Here is a 16,975-nt window from a genome sequence, read left to right on the forward strand (position 1 = left end):
CTAACGGAACTCGGCGACAAGCTCAATTTGGCCGACGATTGCATCGTTGAAGGCGGACAGGTCTTCGGCCGGGATCCAGTATTCCAGATGCGCCCGGCTGCCGGCATGCTGGACGCTGTAGCGGTTCAGAAAGCTGCGACGCACCTCGAAACGCGTCACGAAACCTGATCCGCTCGCGGGCACGTTCCAGTCCCGGGCGATCTGGGTGGCATAGGCCTCCCTTGTAACCGGATAGAAGATCGGCTGATCGGCGAGTCGAGGCGGAAAGGCGCGCATCCCTGACTTCTGGATCAACTCCAGTTCGCGTGGCCCAACCGGACGCCAAAGCGTCACCGTCTCAATTCGTTCGTTCATAGCCGCATCGTGTCTTTGACTGATTTCAGGAGCCGTTGAGCCGAGATAGGATACATAAGCGGAGAAACTGAGCAATTGCAGTAACCTGATTGCAAGTGGGCCCTGTCATGGTGCATCTGTGCAGGATAGTCCGGCTGATACCGGACGAAATGGAATGTGATTTTTCGCGGCAGCCCGGCAGTCTCTAAATAGCGCCGGGTTTGAGGTCGGAATCGGGGGCAAGCGCCATGTGCGGTATCGTTGGAATTGTCGGTAACTCGCCGGTCGCGCCGCTTATCGTCGATGCGTTGAAAAGGCTCGAATATCGCGGCTATGACTCGGCCGGCGTCGCCACGATCGAGCACGGCAGGCTTGACCGCCGCCGCGCCGAGGGCAAGCTGGTCAATCTCGAGCGCCGGCTGAAGGACGAACCGCTCGACGGCATGATCGGCATCGGCCACACGCGCTGGGCCACGCATGGCGTTCCGAACGAGAGCAATGCGCATCCGCATTTTTCCGACGGCGTCGCCATCGTCCATAACGGCATCATCGAGAATTTCGCCGAATTGCGCGACGAGCTGATGCGCGACGGCTACAGCTTCGCCTCGCAGACCGATACCGAAGTCGTCGCGCATCTGGTGGCGCGCGAACTGGCCAAGGGGCTGAAGCCGGTTGAGGCGGCGCACCAGGCGCTGAAGCGGCTGGAAGGCGCCTTTGCGCTCGCCATCATGTTCAAGGGCGACGAGGATCTGATCGTCGGAGCCCGCAACGGCCCGCCGCTCGCCGTCGGTCATGGCGACGGCCAGATGTTCCTTGGCTCCGACGCCATTGCGCTTGCCCCTTTCACCAATTCGATCACCTATCTGGAAGACGGCGACTGGGCGGTGGTGCGCCGCAACGAGGTCGATATCTTCGATATGGGCGGCAACAAGGTCGACCGCAAACGCCAACAGTCGCTCAGCACGAGCTTCATGGTCGACAAAGGCAACCGCCGCCATTTCATGGAAAAGGAGATCCATGAACAGCCGGAAGTGATCTCGCACACGCTGGCGCATTATGTTGATTTCGTGGGCGGCGTCTCGAAGCCGCTCGACCTGCCGTTCGATTTCGCCAAGATCGACCGGCTGGCGATCTCGGCCTGCGGCACCGCCTATCTCGCCGGGCTGATCAGCAAATACTGGTTCGAGCGCTATGCGCGGCTGCCGGTCGACATCGATGTCGCCTCGGAGTTCCGTTACCGCGAGATGCCGCTGTCGAAGACTGATGCCGCTTTCTTCATCTCACAATCGGGCGAGACCGCCGACACGCTGGCGTCGCTACGCTACTGCCGCAAGGCCGGCATGAAGATCGGGGCGGTCGTCAATGTGCGCGAATCGACCATGGCGCGCGAATCCGACGTCATCCTGCCGACGTTGGCCGGCCCGGAGATCGGTGTCGCTTCGACCAAGGCGTTCACCTGCCAGCTTTCCGTGCTGGCCTCGCTGGCGGTGCGGGCGGGCGTGGCGCGCGGAACGATTTCGCATGAGCAGGAGAAAACGTTGATACGCGAGCTGTCGGAAGCGCCGCGTTATGCCAACCAGGTGCTGAAGCTCGACGGACAGATCGAAAAGATCGCGCGCGACCTCTCGCACTACAAAAACGTGCTCTATCTCGGTCGTGACACCAATTTTCCGCTGGCCATGGAAGGCGCGCTGAAGCTCAAGGAGATTTCCTATATCCATGCCGAGGGCTATGCCGCCGGCGAGCTGAAGCACGGGCCGATCGCTCTGATCGACGAGAACATGCCCGTAATCGTCATCGCCCCTCATGACCGCATCTTCGAAAAAACGGTGTCGAACATGCAGGAGGTGGCGGCGCGCGGCGGCAAGATCATCCTGATCACCGACGGCAAGGGCGCGGCACACGCTACGGTGAAGACGATGGAGACGATCGTTTTGCCGGACGTGCCGGAAATCATCTCGCCGATCATCTACGCGCTGCCGATCCAGATGCTCGCCTACTTCACCGCCGTGTTCATGGGCACGGACGTCGACCAGCCTCGCAACCTGGCGAAATCGGTAACGGTGGAATAGGTCTCGTTTAAAAACTTCGCCATTCCAAAGCGCCTTCGGGTTCAGTAGTGTCGCGCTGCAAACACACGCTGCGGTGAACCATGTCGGATGCTCTCAAGACCTCAGGCATGACCCGGCTGAGAAACTATTTCCTGACCGGCTTCGTCGTTTGCGCGCCGCTCGCGATTACCGCCTACATTGCCTGGTCGCTGATCGGCTGGGTCGATTCCTGGGTGAAACCCTACATTCCGGTACGCTACAATCCGGACACTTACCTGCCGTTTCCAGTGCCGGGTTTTGGGCTGATCGTTGCCCTGATCCTCATCACCTTCATCGGGTTTATGACCGCCAATATCGTTGGCCGCGCCATCGTCAATTTCGGCGAGCGCCTGCTTGGCCGCATGCCGCTGGTGCGCGGCATCTACCGTTCGCTGAAGCAGATTTTCGAGACCGTGCTGTCGAACAAGGGCGACATGTTCCGCCAGGTCGGGTTGGTCGAATATCCGCGCAAGGGGGTCTGGTCGCTGGTTTTCGTCGCCAGCGAGAAGGAAACCGAGATCAACCAGAAGCTCGACCGGGAAGGCGATCCGCTGATTGCCGTATTCATGCCATGTACGCCCAACCCGACGACGGGCTTTCTGATGTATGTGCCGAAATCCGACATTGTGCTGCTCGACATGACAATCGAGGACGGAGCCAAGCTGATCGTGTCGGCCGGCCTGGTGGCGCCGGCGGTCAAAATGGTGACCGTGAACGGCGAGCAGATCCACGGCGCGCTTGCCAATCCTCCGCTCGACGCGATGCCTCAGCCGGCACGCAGGAGCCGCACGGCCTCATCGCGGCCGAACAGATAGAGCAGCAGGCGCAGCGCCGCGCCGCGTTCGGACTGCAGTTCGGGATCGCGCGACAGGATCAGCCGCGCATCGTCGCGAGCGGCCTCGAGCAGGTCGGCATGCGCCTCGATGCGCGCCACCTGGAAGCCCGGCGTGCCGGACTGGCGGGTGCCGAGCAACTCGCCTTCGCCGCGCAGCTTCAGATCCTCTTCGGCGATGCGAAAGCCGTCCTCGGTCTCGCGCATCACCGACAAACGGCGTTTTGCCGTCTCGCCAAGCGGGTCCTTGTAGAGCAGCACGCAGGACGATGGCTTGTCGCCGCGCCCGACCCGGCCGCGCAATTGGTGCAACTGGGCAAGGCCAAAACGCTCGGCATGCTCGATGACCATGATTGTCGCGTCCGGCACATCGACGCCGACCTCGATCACTGTGGTGGCGATCAGGATGCGCGTCTCACCCTGCTTGAAGGCGCGCATCGCCTCGTCCTTATCGATGCCCTTCATGCGGCCATGCACCAGGCCGATCCGATCACCGAACAGCGGCTTCAGCGAGGCAAAACGGTCCTCGGCCGACATCAGCTTGATCTCCTCGGATTCTTCGACCAGCGGACAGATCCAGTAGATTTTCTGGCCATCGGCGACGGCGTCGAGCATGCGTCCGATCAGTTCGTCGAGCCGTTCAAGCGGCAAGGTGACGGTGCGGATCGGCTGGCGGCCCGCCGGCTTTTCCGTCAGCTTCGACACGTCCATGTCGCCAAATGCAGTCAGCACTAGCGTCCGGGGTATCGGCGTTGCCGTCATCACCAGCATGTCGGGCGCATCGCCCTTGGCGGTGATCGCAAGGCGCTGGTGGACGCCGAATCGGTGTTGCTCGTCGACGACGGCGAGCACGAGGTCATGGAACGTCACCGTTTCCTGGAACAGCGCATGGGTGCCGACGACGATGTCGATGTCGCCATTGGCCAGCCCGGTCAGCGTGTCGGCGCGCTCGCGGCCCTTTTCGCGGCCGGTGAGGATGGCGACGCGCAAGCCGGACCGTTCCGCCAACGGCGCAATCGTTGCGAGATGCTGGCGCGCCAGGATTTCGGTCGGCGCCATCAATGCCGCCTGGCCGCGGGCCTCGACGGCACGCGCCATGGCAAGCAGCGCGACTACCGTCTTGCCGGAGCCGACATCGCCCTGCAAAAGGCGCAGCATGCGTTCGGGGTCGCTGAGATCGGCGTTGATTTCGGCAAGCGCCATTTCCTGCGACATGGTCAGCGAATAGGGGAGTACCGCGCGCAGTTGTTCGACTATGCGGCCGTCGCCGACGAGTGGCCGGCCCGATAATCGGCGGACCTTGGCCCGCACCAGCGCCAGCGATACCTGGCCGGCCAAGAACTCGTCATAGGCAAGGCGCCGCCACGCTGCGCCGTCGACAGAGACGTCGATCGGGTCGGCAGGATTGTGGATGCGGTTGAGCGCATCGCTGAAAGCAGGAAAGGCATGGCGGCGCCGGAACTCACCGTCCTGCCATTCGGGCAGCACCGGCAGGCGGGCCAGCGCCTGGCCGATGGCCCGGCGCAGCACCTTGCCCGAGAGCCCGGCGGTCAGCGGATAGACCGGCTCGACCAGCGGCAGGTTTTCCGCGTCGCCGGCAAGTGCGATATGGTCGGGGTGAACCATGGTCGGGCGGCCGTTGAACCATTCCATGCGGCCTGAGACGACGACATGCTCGCCTACGGGCATTCCTTTTTCGAGATAGGCGGCATGGGCATGGAAGAAGGTCAGCGCGATCTCGCCGGTGTCGTCATGGGCGTAGACCCGGTACGGGACCGACCTGTTGCCGCGTGGCGGCGGCTGGTGGCGGTCGATGCGGACGTCGAGCGTAACGATGGCGCCTTCCGCCGAGCCGGCGATGCCAGGCCGGTTGCGGCGATCGATGACAGTATGCGGCAGCACGAACAAGAGGTCCCCGGCGCGCGCTGCCCGGTCGCCGAGATCCGCCGCCACGACTTTTTCGATCAGGGCGCCAACTTTTGGCCCGACCCCGGCAAGCGAGGTGATCGGGACAAACAGCGGATCGAGGAGGGAGGGACGCATGATGTCAGCTTATGTTGCGGCGACTGTAGCGCAAGGCTGACACCGCCTTCTATCCACGCTATATGCGCCGCCTGGGCAAGGATGTTGCAAGATGACGGGAACGAAACGATCAAGCGAGGGCCTCGATGCCCGCCGCCGCAAGCTTCTGTTTCGTTCGTGGCACCGCGGCATGCGCGAGATGGACCTTATCCTCGGCAGCTTCGCCGATGCCGAGATCGGCGCCTTGACCGGCGACGAAATCGACCAATATGAGAGGCTTCTCGACATTCCCGACACTGAATTCCTGCCCATCGTCACCGGCGAGTGCCCGGTTCCGGCGGATATCGCCTGTGCCGTCCTGCAAAAAATCCTGGCTTCGCGCCGGGCGATGACCTTCTGAACAACGTGTAGCCATGAGCCTTATTCCTACGATCGGTCTGCCGAAAGGCCGCGCCGGCCAGTTCATCGTCGATGGCGTCGCCGACGGCTACGAAGCCTTTGCGCTGGTGCAGGCTGCCCACGAAATCGCACCGGACAAGTCGGTGCTGTTCGTGGCACGCGACGGCCAGCGTCTGCCGGCGATCGTCGAGGCGCTTGCCTTTGCCGCGCCGGGCCTGCCGGTGCTGGAACTGCCGGCCTGGGATTGCCTGCCTTACGACCGCGTCTCGCCCGGCGCTGACGCCGCCGCAAGGCGGCTCGATGCGCTGGCAGCGATGATCGCGCTGGCGAAGAAGCCGCACCGCGCCGTCATTCTCACCACCGCGAATGCCTTGCTTCAGCGCATTCCGCCGGCGGAACTCGTCGAGGCGCAGACCTTTCACGCCAAGCCCGGTAACCAGATCGACATGAACATACTGGTGTCGCGGCTGGAGACTTCTGGCTTCGAGCGGGTGCCGACGGTGCGCGGCATCGGCGAATTTGCGGTGCGCGGCGGCATTCTCGATCTCTTCGCGCCGGGATGGGCGGAGGCGCTGCGCCTCGATTTCTTCGGCGATACGCTGGAATCGATCCGTGTCTTCGATACGGCAACACAGCGCACCACCGGCCAGCGCAAGTCGATGGCGCTACAGGCGATGAGCGAGGTGGCGCTGACGCCAGAGACAATCAGCCGCTTCCGTCGCGCCTACATCGACGCCTTTGGCGCGCCCTCGCGCGACGATGGGCTCTATGCGGCGGTCAGCGAGGGCAGGCGGTTTGCCGGCATGGAGCACTGGCTGCCGTTCTTCTATGAGCGGCTGGAAACCGTGTTCGATTACCTGCCTGATGCGCCCGTGGTTTTCGACCATCTGGCGCATGAGGCACTGGCCGAGCGCCATGCGCTGATCCTCGATCATTACGAGGCGCGCAAAAAGCAGGCCGACGGCGCCTTGAAGGATGCCGTGCCCTACAAGCCGGTGCCGCCGGATTTGCTTTATCTGTCGCCCGAGAACCTGATTGCCTCCCTTGGCCCGCGGGAAGCGATCGACTTCACCTCCTTCGACGCGCCCGATGCCGGCGCGAAAAAGGTGTTCCATGCCGGCTCGCGCCATGGTCGCAGCTTCGTCGAGGAGCGCGCCGACCCTAACGCCAACGTCTTCGACGTCGTCGTAAAACACATTTCCGACGAGCGCGCTGCAGGCCGCCGTGTCATCGTCGCCGGCTGGACTGAAGGTTCGCTCGACCGGCTCGGCCAGATCCTGGCCGAGCATCACCTTGGCAACCTGAAGCCGGTGGCGACGCTTGCCGAAGCCGAAAAGCTTGAGCCAGGGCAGGCGGGACTGGCCGTGCTGCCGCTCGAATCCGGCTTCGAGATGGAGAAACTGGTCGTCGTCGCCGAGCAGGACATTCTCGGCGACCGGCTGATCCGGCGCTCGAAGCGCAAGAAGCGCGCGTCTGACTTCATCGCCGAGGCTTCGGCATTGTCCTCAGGCGACATTATCGTCCATGCCGACCATGGCATTGGCCGCTTCATCGGGCTGCGCACCATCGAGGCGGTCGGTGCGCCGCACGATTGCCTCGAAATCCACTATGCCGGCGACGATCGGCTGTTCTTGCCGGTGGAAAACATCGAGCTGCTGTCGCGCTACGGCTCGGATTCGGCCGAGGCGACGCTCGACAAGCTTGGCGGCGGTGCCTGGCAATCGCGCAAGGCACGGCTGAAGAAACGCCTGCTCGACATGGCCGGGCAGCTGATCCGCATCGCCGCCGAGCGGCAGATGCGGGCCGCACCGGCGCTGATGCCGGCGGAAGGCGTCTATGGCGAGTTTGCAGCGCGTTTCCCCTATGAGGAAACCGACGACCAGCAAACGGCGATCGATTCGGTCATGGATGATCTGGGCGCTGGAAAGCCGATGGACCGGCTGATCTGCGGCGATGTCGGCTTCGGCAAGACCGAAGTCGCGCTTCGTGCCGCCTTCGTCGCGGCGATGGAAGGCTTTCAGGTCGCGGTGGTGGTGCCGACGACATTGTTGTCGCGCCAGCATTTCAAGACCTTCTCGCTGCGCTTCTCCGGCCTGCCGATCCGCGTCGCCCAGGCCTCGCGGCTGGTCGGCGCCAAGGAACTGGCCGAGACCAAGAAGGGCGTCGCCGAAGGCCAAGTCGACATCGTCATCGGCACGCACGCACTGCTCGGCTCCTCGATCTCGTTCAAGAATCTCGGCCTGCTGATCATCGACGAGGAGCAGCATTTCGGCGTCAAGCACAAGGAGCGGCTGAAGGATCTCAAGACCGACGTCCACGTTCTGACGCTGTCGGCGACGCCGATCCCGCGAACGCTGCAGCTTGCCTTGACCGGTGTGCGTGAGCTGTCGCTGATCGCCACGCCGCCGGTCGATCGCATGGCCGTGCGTACCTTCATCTCCCCCTTCGATCCGCTGGTCATCCGCGAGACGCTGCTGCGCGAGCGCTACCGTGGCGGCCATTCCTTCTATGTCGTACCGCGCATCAGCGATCTCGCGGAAATCCATGATTTCCTGCGCGAATCCGTGCCTGAGCTGAAAGTGGCCGTGGCCCACGGCCAGATGCCGCCCGGCGAACTCGACGACATCATGAACGCCTTCTATGACGGCCAGTACGATGTGCTTTTGTCGACCACAATCGTCGAATCCGGCCTCGATATACCGACCGCCAATACGCTGATCGTGCACCGCGCCGATATGTTCGGACTGTCGCAGCTCTATCAGCTGCGCGGCCGCGTCGGCCGTTCGAAGGTGCGCGCCTATGCTCTGTTCACGCTGCCGGCCAACCGCAAGCTCACCGATACAGCCGAGCGTCGACTGAAAGTGCTGCAGTCGCTCGATACGCTCGGTGCAGGTTTCCAACTGGCCAGCCACGACCTCGATATCCGCGGCGCCGGCAATCTGCTTGGCGAAGAGCAGTCGGGCCACATCAAGGAGGTCGGCTTCGAGCTCTACCAGCAGATGCTGGAGGAGGCCGTGGCCGAAGTGAAGGATTCCGGCGAGGTGCAGGACGGCGGCTGGTCGCCGCAGATCGCCGTCGGCACGGCGGTGATGATCCCGGAAAGCTATGTCCCGGATCTGCAGCTCAGGCTGGCACTCTATCGCCGTCTTGGCGATCTCGAAAATACGGAAGAGATCGATGCTTTCGGCGCCGAGCTGATCGACCGGTTCGGGCCGCTGCCGGAAGAGGTAAAGCATCTGTTGAAGATCGTCTTCATCAAGGCGCTTTGCCGCAAGGCCAACGTCGAGAAGCTCGACGCCGGGCCGAAAGGCGTCGTCATCCATTTCCGCAAGCGGGAATTCCCCAATCCGGTCGGGCTGGTCAAGCTCATCGGCGAACAGGGCTCGCTGGCCAAGATCCGGCCCGACCAGAGCGTCGTCTTCAGCCGTGACTGGGCGACGCCCGAAAAGCGGCTGGCGGGCTCAGCGGTTGTCATGACGCAGCTGGCGCGGCTGGTGGAGAAGGCGGCGGCGTAGCCGGGTGTCGCTGGTGCTCTGAACAACAACCGCGCCGGCACTTTCGCCGCCGGCCGTCATTCGCCAGCGCTGAGATTCCGGTCTAGAATAGGAAATCGGCTTCGTGTATGGAGCCGCGACCCCATATGGGGCGGATTGGCGGGCGATGGCGTCCGCCTGAAAGAGCGTTGGGTGCTTCGATGACGAAATGGTCGCCGAATTCGTGGAGAGCTAAGCCGATCCAGCAGGTTCCTGCCTATCCGGACCTTGTCGCGCTGAGGAACACGGAAACCCAGCTCGCTACCTTTCCGCCGTTGGTTTTTGCAGGTGAGGCACGCAAGCTGAAGAAGCAGCTTGCAGCCGTCGCTGCCGGTGACGCATTTCTTCTGCAGGGCGGCGATTGCGCCGAGAGCTTCGCCGAGCATGGCGCGGACAATATCCGCGACTTCTTCCGCGTCTTCTTGCAGATGTCGGTGGTACTGACCTTTGCCGGCGCGCAACCGGTGGTGAAGGTCGGCCGTGTCGCCGGCCAGTTTGCCAAGCCGCGCTCGTCCGACAATGAGACCAAGGGCGGAGTGACGCTGCCCAGCTACCGCGGCGACATCATCAACGGCATCGAATTCGATGCCAAGTCGCGCATTCCCGATCCTGCAAGGCAGGAGATGGCGTACCGCCAGTCGGCGGCGACGCTCAATCTTTTGCGTGCCTTCGCCCAAGGTGGCTACGCCAGCCTGGAGAACGTGCATCAATGGATGCTCGGCTTCGTCTCCGACAGCCCGCAGGGGGAGAAATACGAATCGCTCGCCAACCGCATTACCGAGACGATGGACTTCATGAAGGCCGTCGGCATCACCTCGGAGACCAATTACGCGCTGCGCGAGACCGATTTCTACACCAGCCATGAGGCGCTGCTGCTCGGTTATGAAGAGGCGCTGACCCGCGTCGATTCGACTTCGGGCGACTGGTACGCCACCTCCGGCCACATGATCTGGATCGGTGATCGCACGCGCCAACCCGACCATGCGCATGTCGAATATTGCCGCGGCATCAAGAACCCGCTCGGTCTCAAATGCGGGCCGTCGCTGACGCCGGACGGCCTGTTGCAACTCATCGACCTGCTCAATCCGGAGAACGAGCCCGGCCGGCTGACGCTGATCGCGCGTTTCGGCTCCGACAAGGTTGCTGACCACCTGCCGAAGCTGGTGCGCGCGGTGCAGAAGGAAGGCCGCAGCGTTGTGTGGTCGTCGGACCCTATGCATGGCAACACCATCGAAGCCGCTGGATACAAGACACGGCCGTTCGATCGCATCCTGAAGGAGGTGCAGACCTTCTTCGAGGTGCATCGCGCCGAAGGCACGCATCCCGGCGGCATCCACATCGAGATGACAGGCAAGAACGTCACCGAATGCACAGGTGGCGCTCGCGCCATCACCGCCGAAGAACTGCAGGATCGCTACCACACCCATTGCGATCCGCGTCTCAACGCCGACCAGGCGATCGAGTTGGCGTTCCTGGTGTCCGATCTGCTCAAGAAGAGCCATCCGGTCCAGCACAAGCAGGCCGTCAACGGCTGATTAGAACGTATTCGATCATCGAACTGGTCAGCGAAACGCGTCCGGCCGGTGTCGCATTTGCTCGTGCCTAATGCGCGCAAAACTGGAATCCTGCCAAGCGATGGCAATTGCATCGGGAGAGCCGACATGGCTGACACTCACACCGGATCATGCTTGTGCGGGGCAGTGCGGTTCCAGACACGAGGACCGCTACGCGGTGTCATCTACTGTCATTGCTCGCAGTGCCGGAAGCAGAGCGGGCATTTTTATGCGGCGACCAACGTTGCCGACCGAGACATCACAATCACCGGCACGGAGAGCATCACCTGGTACGAGGCTTCTTCGTTCGCCAGGCGCGGCTTCTGCAAGACATGCGGCTCTCTGCTGTTCTGGAAGCCGAGCGACGATGGCTATGTTTCGGTCATGGCAGGCCTGTTCGACGCGCCAACCGGGCTTCAGGGAGAATGCCATATCTTCGTCGGCGACAAGGGCGACTATTACGCCATCGACGACGCGCTGCCGCAGTTCGAGAAGTCGACGCCGTCGATCAAGGTGGCAGGCGACTAATTTTTGAAGAGGTCGCCTTATTCCCTTGGTCCAGCCATTGCGCTAATCCCCTGCCGGTGATTCCGAAGGGTTTTGGCATGCAGCGGCTGATCGACGCTTTTTACAATTCGGTGCGGGCGTTTCGCAAACTGGCCGCCAGCGAGGAGGCCTTCCAGCTGGAGCTGGTTCTGCTCGTGCTTGCCTTGCCGCTCGGCTGGTTCCTTTCGGAATCGTGGCGCGGCTATGTGTTGCTGATCGGCGCGGTGCTGCTCATGATCATGATCGAGGTGTTGAACACCGGCATCGAGGCGGCATGCGACGCGTTCAGCCGCGAATTCAACATCGATATCCAACTGGCCAAGGATTGCGGTTCGCTGGCGGTGCTGATTTCGGTGGTGATCGCTGCCGGCGTCTGGGGCGTCGCCGTCATCGAGCGGATCCTCGGGGTACCGATCTGAGGTTTCAGACACTACATGCCGTCACTGCATTTCTCGTTTTGACCATGATCTTTTCCGAAAACCGGTACCACTTTTCGGGATCATGGTCTGAGGAAACCGACATGGCCGATGCCGCCGGATTTCTGCTGCTTGAACGTGAGGGCCTGCCGGACGATCTGCGCTGGCTGATCGAGAAATATCCGCGCGAGGATTGGCAGGCGCATGCCAACATCCACGGCATGGCCAATATGTGGCTGCGGCGGCACGACATGTTCCGCGAGCTTGGCGGCATGCTCACCAATGGTATTGGCGATTATCGGGAAGGTAGGCTGGAGGCGCCGGAATTCGCGCGCTGGTTCGCGCCGCGCCTCAACCATTTCCTCGGCAATCTCGACGGCCACCACAATGTCGAGGACCATCATTATTTCCCGGTCTTCGCAAGGGCCGAGACCCGTCTGAAGCGCGGCTTCGAGATTCTCGATGCCGACCACCACACAATCCAGGAGGGACTGGAGCGCAATGCCGAGGCGGCAAATGACTTCATCCGCACGCTTCAAGAGAGCGAAGACAAACAGCGTTTCGCCGCCGATGCCTATGCCGACGAGAACAGCCGGCTGATCGCCATGTTGACCCGGCATCTTGCCGACGAGGAAGACCTGATCATTCCGCTGATCCTCGAGAAGGGCGACGCCGCGCTCGGCATTGATTGACGATCAGCTTCCCTTGCGAAGCTCCTTCTTGGCGACGATATGGGCCGCGAGCCAGCCGAGGATGGCCACGACGAGGCCGATTGCCAGAGCGATCAGCAACCGCTCGTGGCGGGCCAGCGCCTGGCCAACGATGCGCTCCGCGCCCAGCCCGAACACATAGCCGACAGTGCAGAACAGCGCCGCCCAGACCACCGATGAGATGGCGTTGAGGATGACGAAACGCGCCGCGGCGATGCCCGACAGCCCGGCCGCGATACCACCGACCAGGCGCAGGCCATAGATGTAGCGGTTCGACAGCACGAAAATGTTGGGATGAGAGGTGACGAGGCGATAGGCGTGACTGAAGCCCGGCCGGGCTCGGAGCCTGATTACGAATTTACGGTCGGCGAAGCTTCGTCCCAGGATGAAGAAGAACGTGTCGCCACCGAAGGCGCCGAGCGCGGCTGCCAGAAATGCCTGCCACGGGACGAAGACATGCTGATGCGCGAAAAAACCGCCAAGGATGGCGGCGCTTTCGCCCTCGGCCACGCAGCCCAGAAAAACCGCGATCAACCCATATTGCTCAATGAGGCGATGGATGGCTTCCGTCATGAAGACGTCCGCTGCTTCGACAGAATGTCGTCGATGCGCTTCACCTGCTCGGCCAGCCGAGCGATCTCGTCGCGCATGCCGATGATTTGGCTGTGGCGCAGTTCGTCGAGTTTTTCGTGCAATGCCATGATCTCGATCTCGGCCTTGAGATTAACCTCATAGTCGTGGGCGGCGTCGATACGATCGCGCTCGGTCTGGCGGTTCTGCGCCATCATGATCACTGGCGCCTGCAGGGCAGCAACCATGGAAAGCACGAGATTGAGGAAGATGAAGGGATAGGGATCGAAGGCGGCGCGCGACAAGAGCCAGACATTGCCTGCCGTCCACAGGATCAGGAAGCCAATGAATGTCAGGATGAAGGACCACGAGCCGCCGATCCGGGCGATGGTATCGGCCAGGCGATCGCCAAACGTCTGGTGAAAGGCGACGGCCTTGTTGGTGTCCTTGGAGATCGTGGTGCGCTCGAGCGTTGATTGCAGCACCCGGCTTTCGAGCGCGCTGAGGCCGTCCGGCTTTCGCTTCAGCCAGCGGTTTGCCATGTCCTCGATCGTTTTATTCATCGTCGCCTCCGTCGTCAGCGATAGAGGTAGAAGCTGCCGGTTCAAACGGGAAGTGGTAGATTGACGCGATGGGTCAGGAAACAATGGTGGATTTTCGGAAAATTCGCGCCCGTGCAGCGAAACGCAAAGGCGGTGAGGCAGCGCTTACGTCGCTGCTGGGCCCTATGCCCGACAATGCCGCGGTGGCAAAGATTGCGGACGACCGGATCCTGTCGACCATGGCCGAGCGGGTCTTTGCCGCCGGCTTCGTCTGGCGTGTTATCGAGCAGAAATGGCCGGCTTTCGAGGAAGCGTTTCTTGGCTTCGAGCCGAAGCGGCTGCTGTTCCAGCCTGACGATTTCTGGCACGATCTCACCGCTGACAAGCGCATCGTCCGCAATCCGCAGAAGATCAAGTCCGTACGCGACAACGCGGCCTTCGTCGAGCGCGTGTCGAAGGAGCATGGCAGCTTCGGCAAGTTCCTGGCCAATTGGCCGGCGGATGACCAGGTCGGGTTGATGGCCTATCTCGGCAAGCACGGCAGCCGGCTCGGCGGCAATACCGGCCAGTATTTTCTGCGCTGGCTGGAGTGGGACGCCTTCATCGTCGCGGCCGACATGGCGGCAGCGCTGCGCGACGCTGGGCTCGACATTGCGGAGAGCCCGACATCGAAGAAGGACCTGGGCAGGATCCAGGTGCAGATCAACGCCTGGGCGGCGGAAACCGGGCTGCCGCGCCGACACATTTCGCGCATTCTGGCAATGTCGATCGGCGAGAACCATCCACCGGAAGCCTTGCGCGAATATATGGGCGAATAGGACCTATTGGTTGGTCCAAACGAACGCCATTGCCCGACGAATTTTGCCGCGCTAAACCCACGGGCATGACAGACAAGACCGCTCCAGACATATTGCGCATCGCCGTTGCCCAGCTCAACCCGACGGTCGGCGACGTCGCCGGCAATCTTGCCAAGGCACGCGAGGCGAGGGCGGATGCCGCCCGCCAGGGCGCCGACCTCGTGCTGTTCACCGAGCTTTTCCTTGCCGGCTATCCGCCCGAGGATCTGGTGCTGAAGCCCGCCTTCCTGAAAGCCTGCGAACGGGCGGCGGAGGATTTCGCCGGCGATACGGCCGACGGCGGCCCGGGTTTCATCATCGGCACGCCGCTGAAGCGCAAGACCGGCACGCACAATTCGATCATCTTTGCCGATGGCGGCAAAATCCTTGCCGAACGCTACAAGCTCGATCTGCCGAATTACGGTGAGTTCGACGAGAAGCGCGTCTTCCAGGCCGGCCCCGAGATCCAGGGGCCGGTCAATTTCCGCGGCGTGCGCGTGGGAGTGCCGATCTGCGAAGACATCTGGGGCGAGGTTGCCGTCTGCGAGACGCTGGCCGAAAGCGGCGCGGAAATCCTGCTGGTGCCGAACGGCTCGCCCTATTATCGCGGCAAGGTCGATGTCCGCCACCAGATCGTCATCCGCCAGGTCATCGAATGCCACCTGCCGATCATCTATGCCAACCAGCTCGGCGGCCAGGACGAGCTGGTCTTCGACGGCGCGTCGTTTGCAATTGGTTCTGACAAGACGCTGGCCTTCCAGATGAGCCAGTTCGAGGAGGCGGTCAACGTCACCACCTGGAAGAGAAGCCGCGCCGCCGCAGGGGCGCAAAATGGAAATAATTCCGATGGTTGGGTCTGCGCTGACGGACCGATGTCGAAAATCCCGGAGAAGGAGGAGGCCGACTATCGCGCCTGCATGTTGGGCCTGCGCGACTACGTCAACAAGAACGGCTTCAAGAATGTCGTGCTCGGCCTTTCCGGCGGCATCGATTCGGCGATCTGCGCGGCACTTGCCGTCGATGCGCTCGGCGAGGAACGGCTGCGCGCCGTGATGATGCCTTACCGCTACACTTCGAAGGACTCGCTCAAGGACGCCGAGGACTGCGCCCGCGCGCTCGGCTGCCGCTACGATATCGTGCCGATCTTCGAGCCGGTCGAGGGCTTCCTGCACACACTGACGCAGCTTTTCGAGGGCACCAAGGAAGGCATCACCGAGGAAAACCTGCAGAGCCGGGCCCGTGGCACCATCCTGATGGCGATTTCCAACAAGTTCGGCTCGATGGTGGTCACTACCGGCAATAAGAGCGAGATGTCGGTAGGCTACGCCACGCTCTATGGCGACATGAATGGCGGCTTCAACCCGATAAAGGACCTCTACAAGATGCAGGTCTATGCGTTGTCGCGCTGGCGCAACGCGCATGTGCCGCCGGGCGCGCTCGGCCCGTCCGGCGAGGTGATCCCGAACAACATCATCGACAAGGCGCCCTCGGCGGAGCTCCGTGAGAACCAGACCGACCAGGATTCGCTGCCGCCCTATCCAGTGCTCGACGACATATTGGAGTGTCTGGTCGAAAACGAGATGGGCGTCGACGAGATCGTTGCGCGCGGCCATGACCGGGCGACGGTGACGCGCGTCGAGCACCTGCTTTACGTCGCCGAATACAAGCGCCGGCAGGCGGCGCCCGGCGTGAAGATCACCAGGAAGAATTTTGGCCGCGACCGCCGCTATCCCGTTACCAACCGGTTCAGGGATGGCGGGTAGGCGATTGGCTGCATAACGGTTTAGCCATGGCCAACTTTGAGATCAGCTTCGACCTGTCGCAGATCGACTTCCGGGCGACGTCCGACATTTTGAAGGAGAGCTATTGGGGCAGCGGCCGCAGCGATGAACTGCACCGCCGCGCCTTTGCCAACTCACTGTGCGTCGGCGCCTATGTCGGCGGCAATCAGGTCGGCTTCGGCCGGGCGATCACCGACCGTACGGTATTTGCCTATCTCGCCGACATCATTGTCTGGCCTGGGTATCGCGGGCAAGGCATCGGAACCCGGCTTGTCCAGGCGCTTATCGGTCATCCGGATTGCAAGACTGTCACGCATTGGAGCCTGTCGACCAACGACGCCCACGCGGTTTACGAGAAGCTCGGCTTCAGGCCTTCCACCGACGGCCGCTATATGCGCTTCGACCGTATCCCGGCAACCTGAACAGAGGCAGCGCACAACCCGCGATTGTTGCAAAATCGTCTCACTGCTTGGACCAGATGCGCTTTGGGCTATCTACTGACTTGGCGCGGCGTTGAGGCGTCTCTATAAACGCCTTTCCGCGATCCCCTTGGGGAGGACCGAAATGCCAGGATTTGACATCGTTATGCGAGGCCGCGAAGCCTAGGTCTCAATCGGCAAGCCAGAAGGTTCTTACCTTTGCGGCAAAGCCGAGCTGAGAACAGGCGTTCGTCGATGCCGGTCGCCGCCCGTATTCGGGCGAGCCGCCAAATGTGCCGAACCTCCGCATTCCTTGGGTGTTAATTCGCCCGACGCGGTTTTTTCAATTTTCGACCTTTTCCGGGATCGGGCTCGTTTGCGCCCGAATGACAT

The 16,975-nt window shown here is 62.3% G+C and carries 15 protein-coding genes; 11 read left to right on the forward strand and 4 right to left on the reverse strand.

Features of this window, described 5'->3' with window-relative positions; translation table 11 throughout:
* Window positions 1-354 carry an ADP-ribosylation/crystallin J1 gene (locus tag NKH23_RS20640; protein WP_353035278.1) on the reverse strand — a complete coding sequence of 118 codons (354 nt, stop codon included), beginning with the start codon at window positions 352-354 and terminating at the stop codon, window positions 1-3.
* Window positions 355-581: 227 nt separating this feature from the next.
* On the opposite strand from NKH23_RS20640, the gene glmS reads away from it, so the two are divergent.
* Together glmS and NKH23_RS20650 are read left to right on the forward strand one after the other, a co-directional pair.
* The gene (glmS, locus tag NKH23_RS20645) at window positions 582-2,405 is read left to right on the forward strand and encodes a glutamine--fructose-6-phosphate transaminase (isomerizing) (protein ID WP_352720947.1); all 1,824 of its coding nucleotides are present in this window, start codon (window positions 582-584) and stop codon (window positions 2,403-2,405) included.
* A gap of 80 nt (window positions 2,406-2,485) precedes the next feature.
* Window positions 2,486-3,238: a DUF502 domain-containing protein gene (locus tag NKH23_RS20650; RefSeq protein ID WP_352720949.1), complete on the forward strand. Its 753-nt coding sequence runs from the start codon at window positions 2,486-2,488 to the stop codon at window positions 3,236-3,238.
* Here NKH23_RS20650 and recG read toward each other — a convergent pair.
* Complete coding sequence (recG, locus tag NKH23_RS20655; RefSeq protein WP_352720951.1) at window positions 3,190-5,298, reverse strand: ATP-dependent DNA helicase RecG; 2,109 nt, start codon at window positions 5,296-5,298, stop codon at window positions 3,190-3,192. The two genes, NKH23_RS20650 and recG, sit on opposite strands and share 49 nt — an antisense overlap.
* Window positions 5,299-5,389: 91 nt before the next feature.
* Between recG and NKH23_RS20660 the strand changes: the two genes are divergently transcribed.
* The 6 genes from NKH23_RS20660 (at window position 5,390) to NKH23_RS20685 (ending at window position 12,416) form a co-directional block, all read left to right on the forward strand.
* Window positions 5,390-5,677, forward strand: coding sequence for an FAD assembly factor SdhE (locus NKH23_RS20660; RefSeq protein WP_352720953.1), 288 nt, complete (start codon window positions 5,390-5,392; stop codon window positions 5,675-5,677).
* A gap of 13 nt (window positions 5,678-5,690) precedes the next feature.
* A complete protein-coding gene (mfd, locus tag NKH23_RS20665; protein ID WP_352977148.1) occupies window positions 5,691-9,191 on the forward strand; it encodes a transcription-repair coupling factor in 3,501 nt (1,166 codons plus the stop codon).
* A gap of 179 nt (window positions 9,192-9,370) precedes the next feature.
* Window positions 9,371-10,744: a class II 3-deoxy-7-phosphoheptulonate synthase gene (locus tag NKH23_RS20670; protein WP_352720957.1), complete on the forward strand. Its 1,374-nt coding sequence runs from the start codon at window positions 9,371-9,373 to the stop codon at window positions 10,742-10,744.
* 126 nt (window positions 10,745-10,870) lie between these two features.
* Window positions 10,871-11,290, forward strand: coding sequence for a GFA family protein (locus NKH23_RS20675; RefSeq protein ID WP_353025441.1), 420 nt, complete (start codon window positions 10,871-10,873; stop codon window positions 11,288-11,290).
* 77 nt (window positions 11,291-11,367) lie between these two features.
* A complete protein-coding gene (locus tag NKH23_RS20680) occupies window positions 11,368-11,727 on the forward strand; it encodes a diacylglycerol kinase (protein WP_353025440.1) in 360 nt (119 codons plus the stop codon).
* 101 nt (window positions 11,728-11,828) lie between these two features.
* Window positions 11,829-12,416 (forward strand): hemerythrin domain-containing protein, encoded by a 588-nt coding sequence (locus NKH23_RS20685; RefSeq protein ID WP_353025439.1) that lies wholly within the window; start codon window positions 11,829-11,831, stop codon window positions 12,414-12,416.
* 3 nt (window positions 12,417-12,419) lie between these two features.
* Here the strand turns inward: NKH23_RS20685 and NKH23_RS20690 are convergent, their stop codons facing one another.
* Together NKH23_RS20690 and NKH23_RS20695 are read right to left on the reverse strand one after the other, a co-directional pair.
* The gene (locus NKH23_RS20690) at window positions 12,420-13,007 is read right to left on the reverse strand and encodes a DedA family protein (protein ID WP_353025437.1); all 588 of its coding nucleotides are present in this window, start codon (window positions 13,005-13,007) and stop codon (window positions 12,420-12,422) included.
* Entirely contained in the window at window positions 13,004-13,567 is a 564-nt protein-coding gene (locus NKH23_RS20695; protein ID WP_352466385.1) for a DUF1003 domain-containing protein, read from the reverse strand. The genes NKH23_RS20690 and NKH23_RS20695 overlap by 4 nt, the downstream gene beginning before the upstream one ends.
* A gap of 83 nt (window positions 13,568-13,650) precedes the next feature.
* On the opposite strand from NKH23_RS20695, the gene NKH23_RS20700 reads away from it, so the two are divergent.
* The 3 genes from NKH23_RS20700 (at window position 13,651) to NKH23_RS20710 (ending at window position 16,585) form a co-directional block, all read left to right on the forward strand.
* A complete protein-coding gene (locus NKH23_RS20700; protein ID WP_353025435.1) occupies window positions 13,651-14,364 on the forward strand; it encodes a DNA-3-methyladenine glycosylase I in 714 nt (237 codons plus the stop codon).
* A 65-nt stretch (window positions 14,365-14,429) separates the two neighbouring features.
* A complete protein-coding gene (locus tag NKH23_RS20705) occupies window positions 14,430-16,145 on the forward strand; it encodes an NAD+ synthase (protein WP_353035280.1) in 1,716 nt (571 codons plus the stop codon).
* Window positions 16,146-16,171: 26 nt separating this feature from the next.
* Window positions 16,172-16,585 carry a GNAT family N-acetyltransferase gene (locus NKH23_RS20710; RefSeq protein WP_292657866.1) on the forward strand — a complete coding sequence of 138 codons (414 nt, stop codon included), beginning with the start codon at window positions 16,172-16,174 and terminating at the stop codon, window positions 16,583-16,585.
* Window positions 16,586-16,975 lie beyond the last annotated feature (390 nt).

The sequence above is a fragment of the Mesorhizobium sp. M1328 genome (assembly GCF_040318075.1).
Taxonomy (GTDB): Bacteria; Pseudomonadota; Alphaproteobacteria; order Rhizobiales; family Rhizobiaceae; genus Mesorhizobium.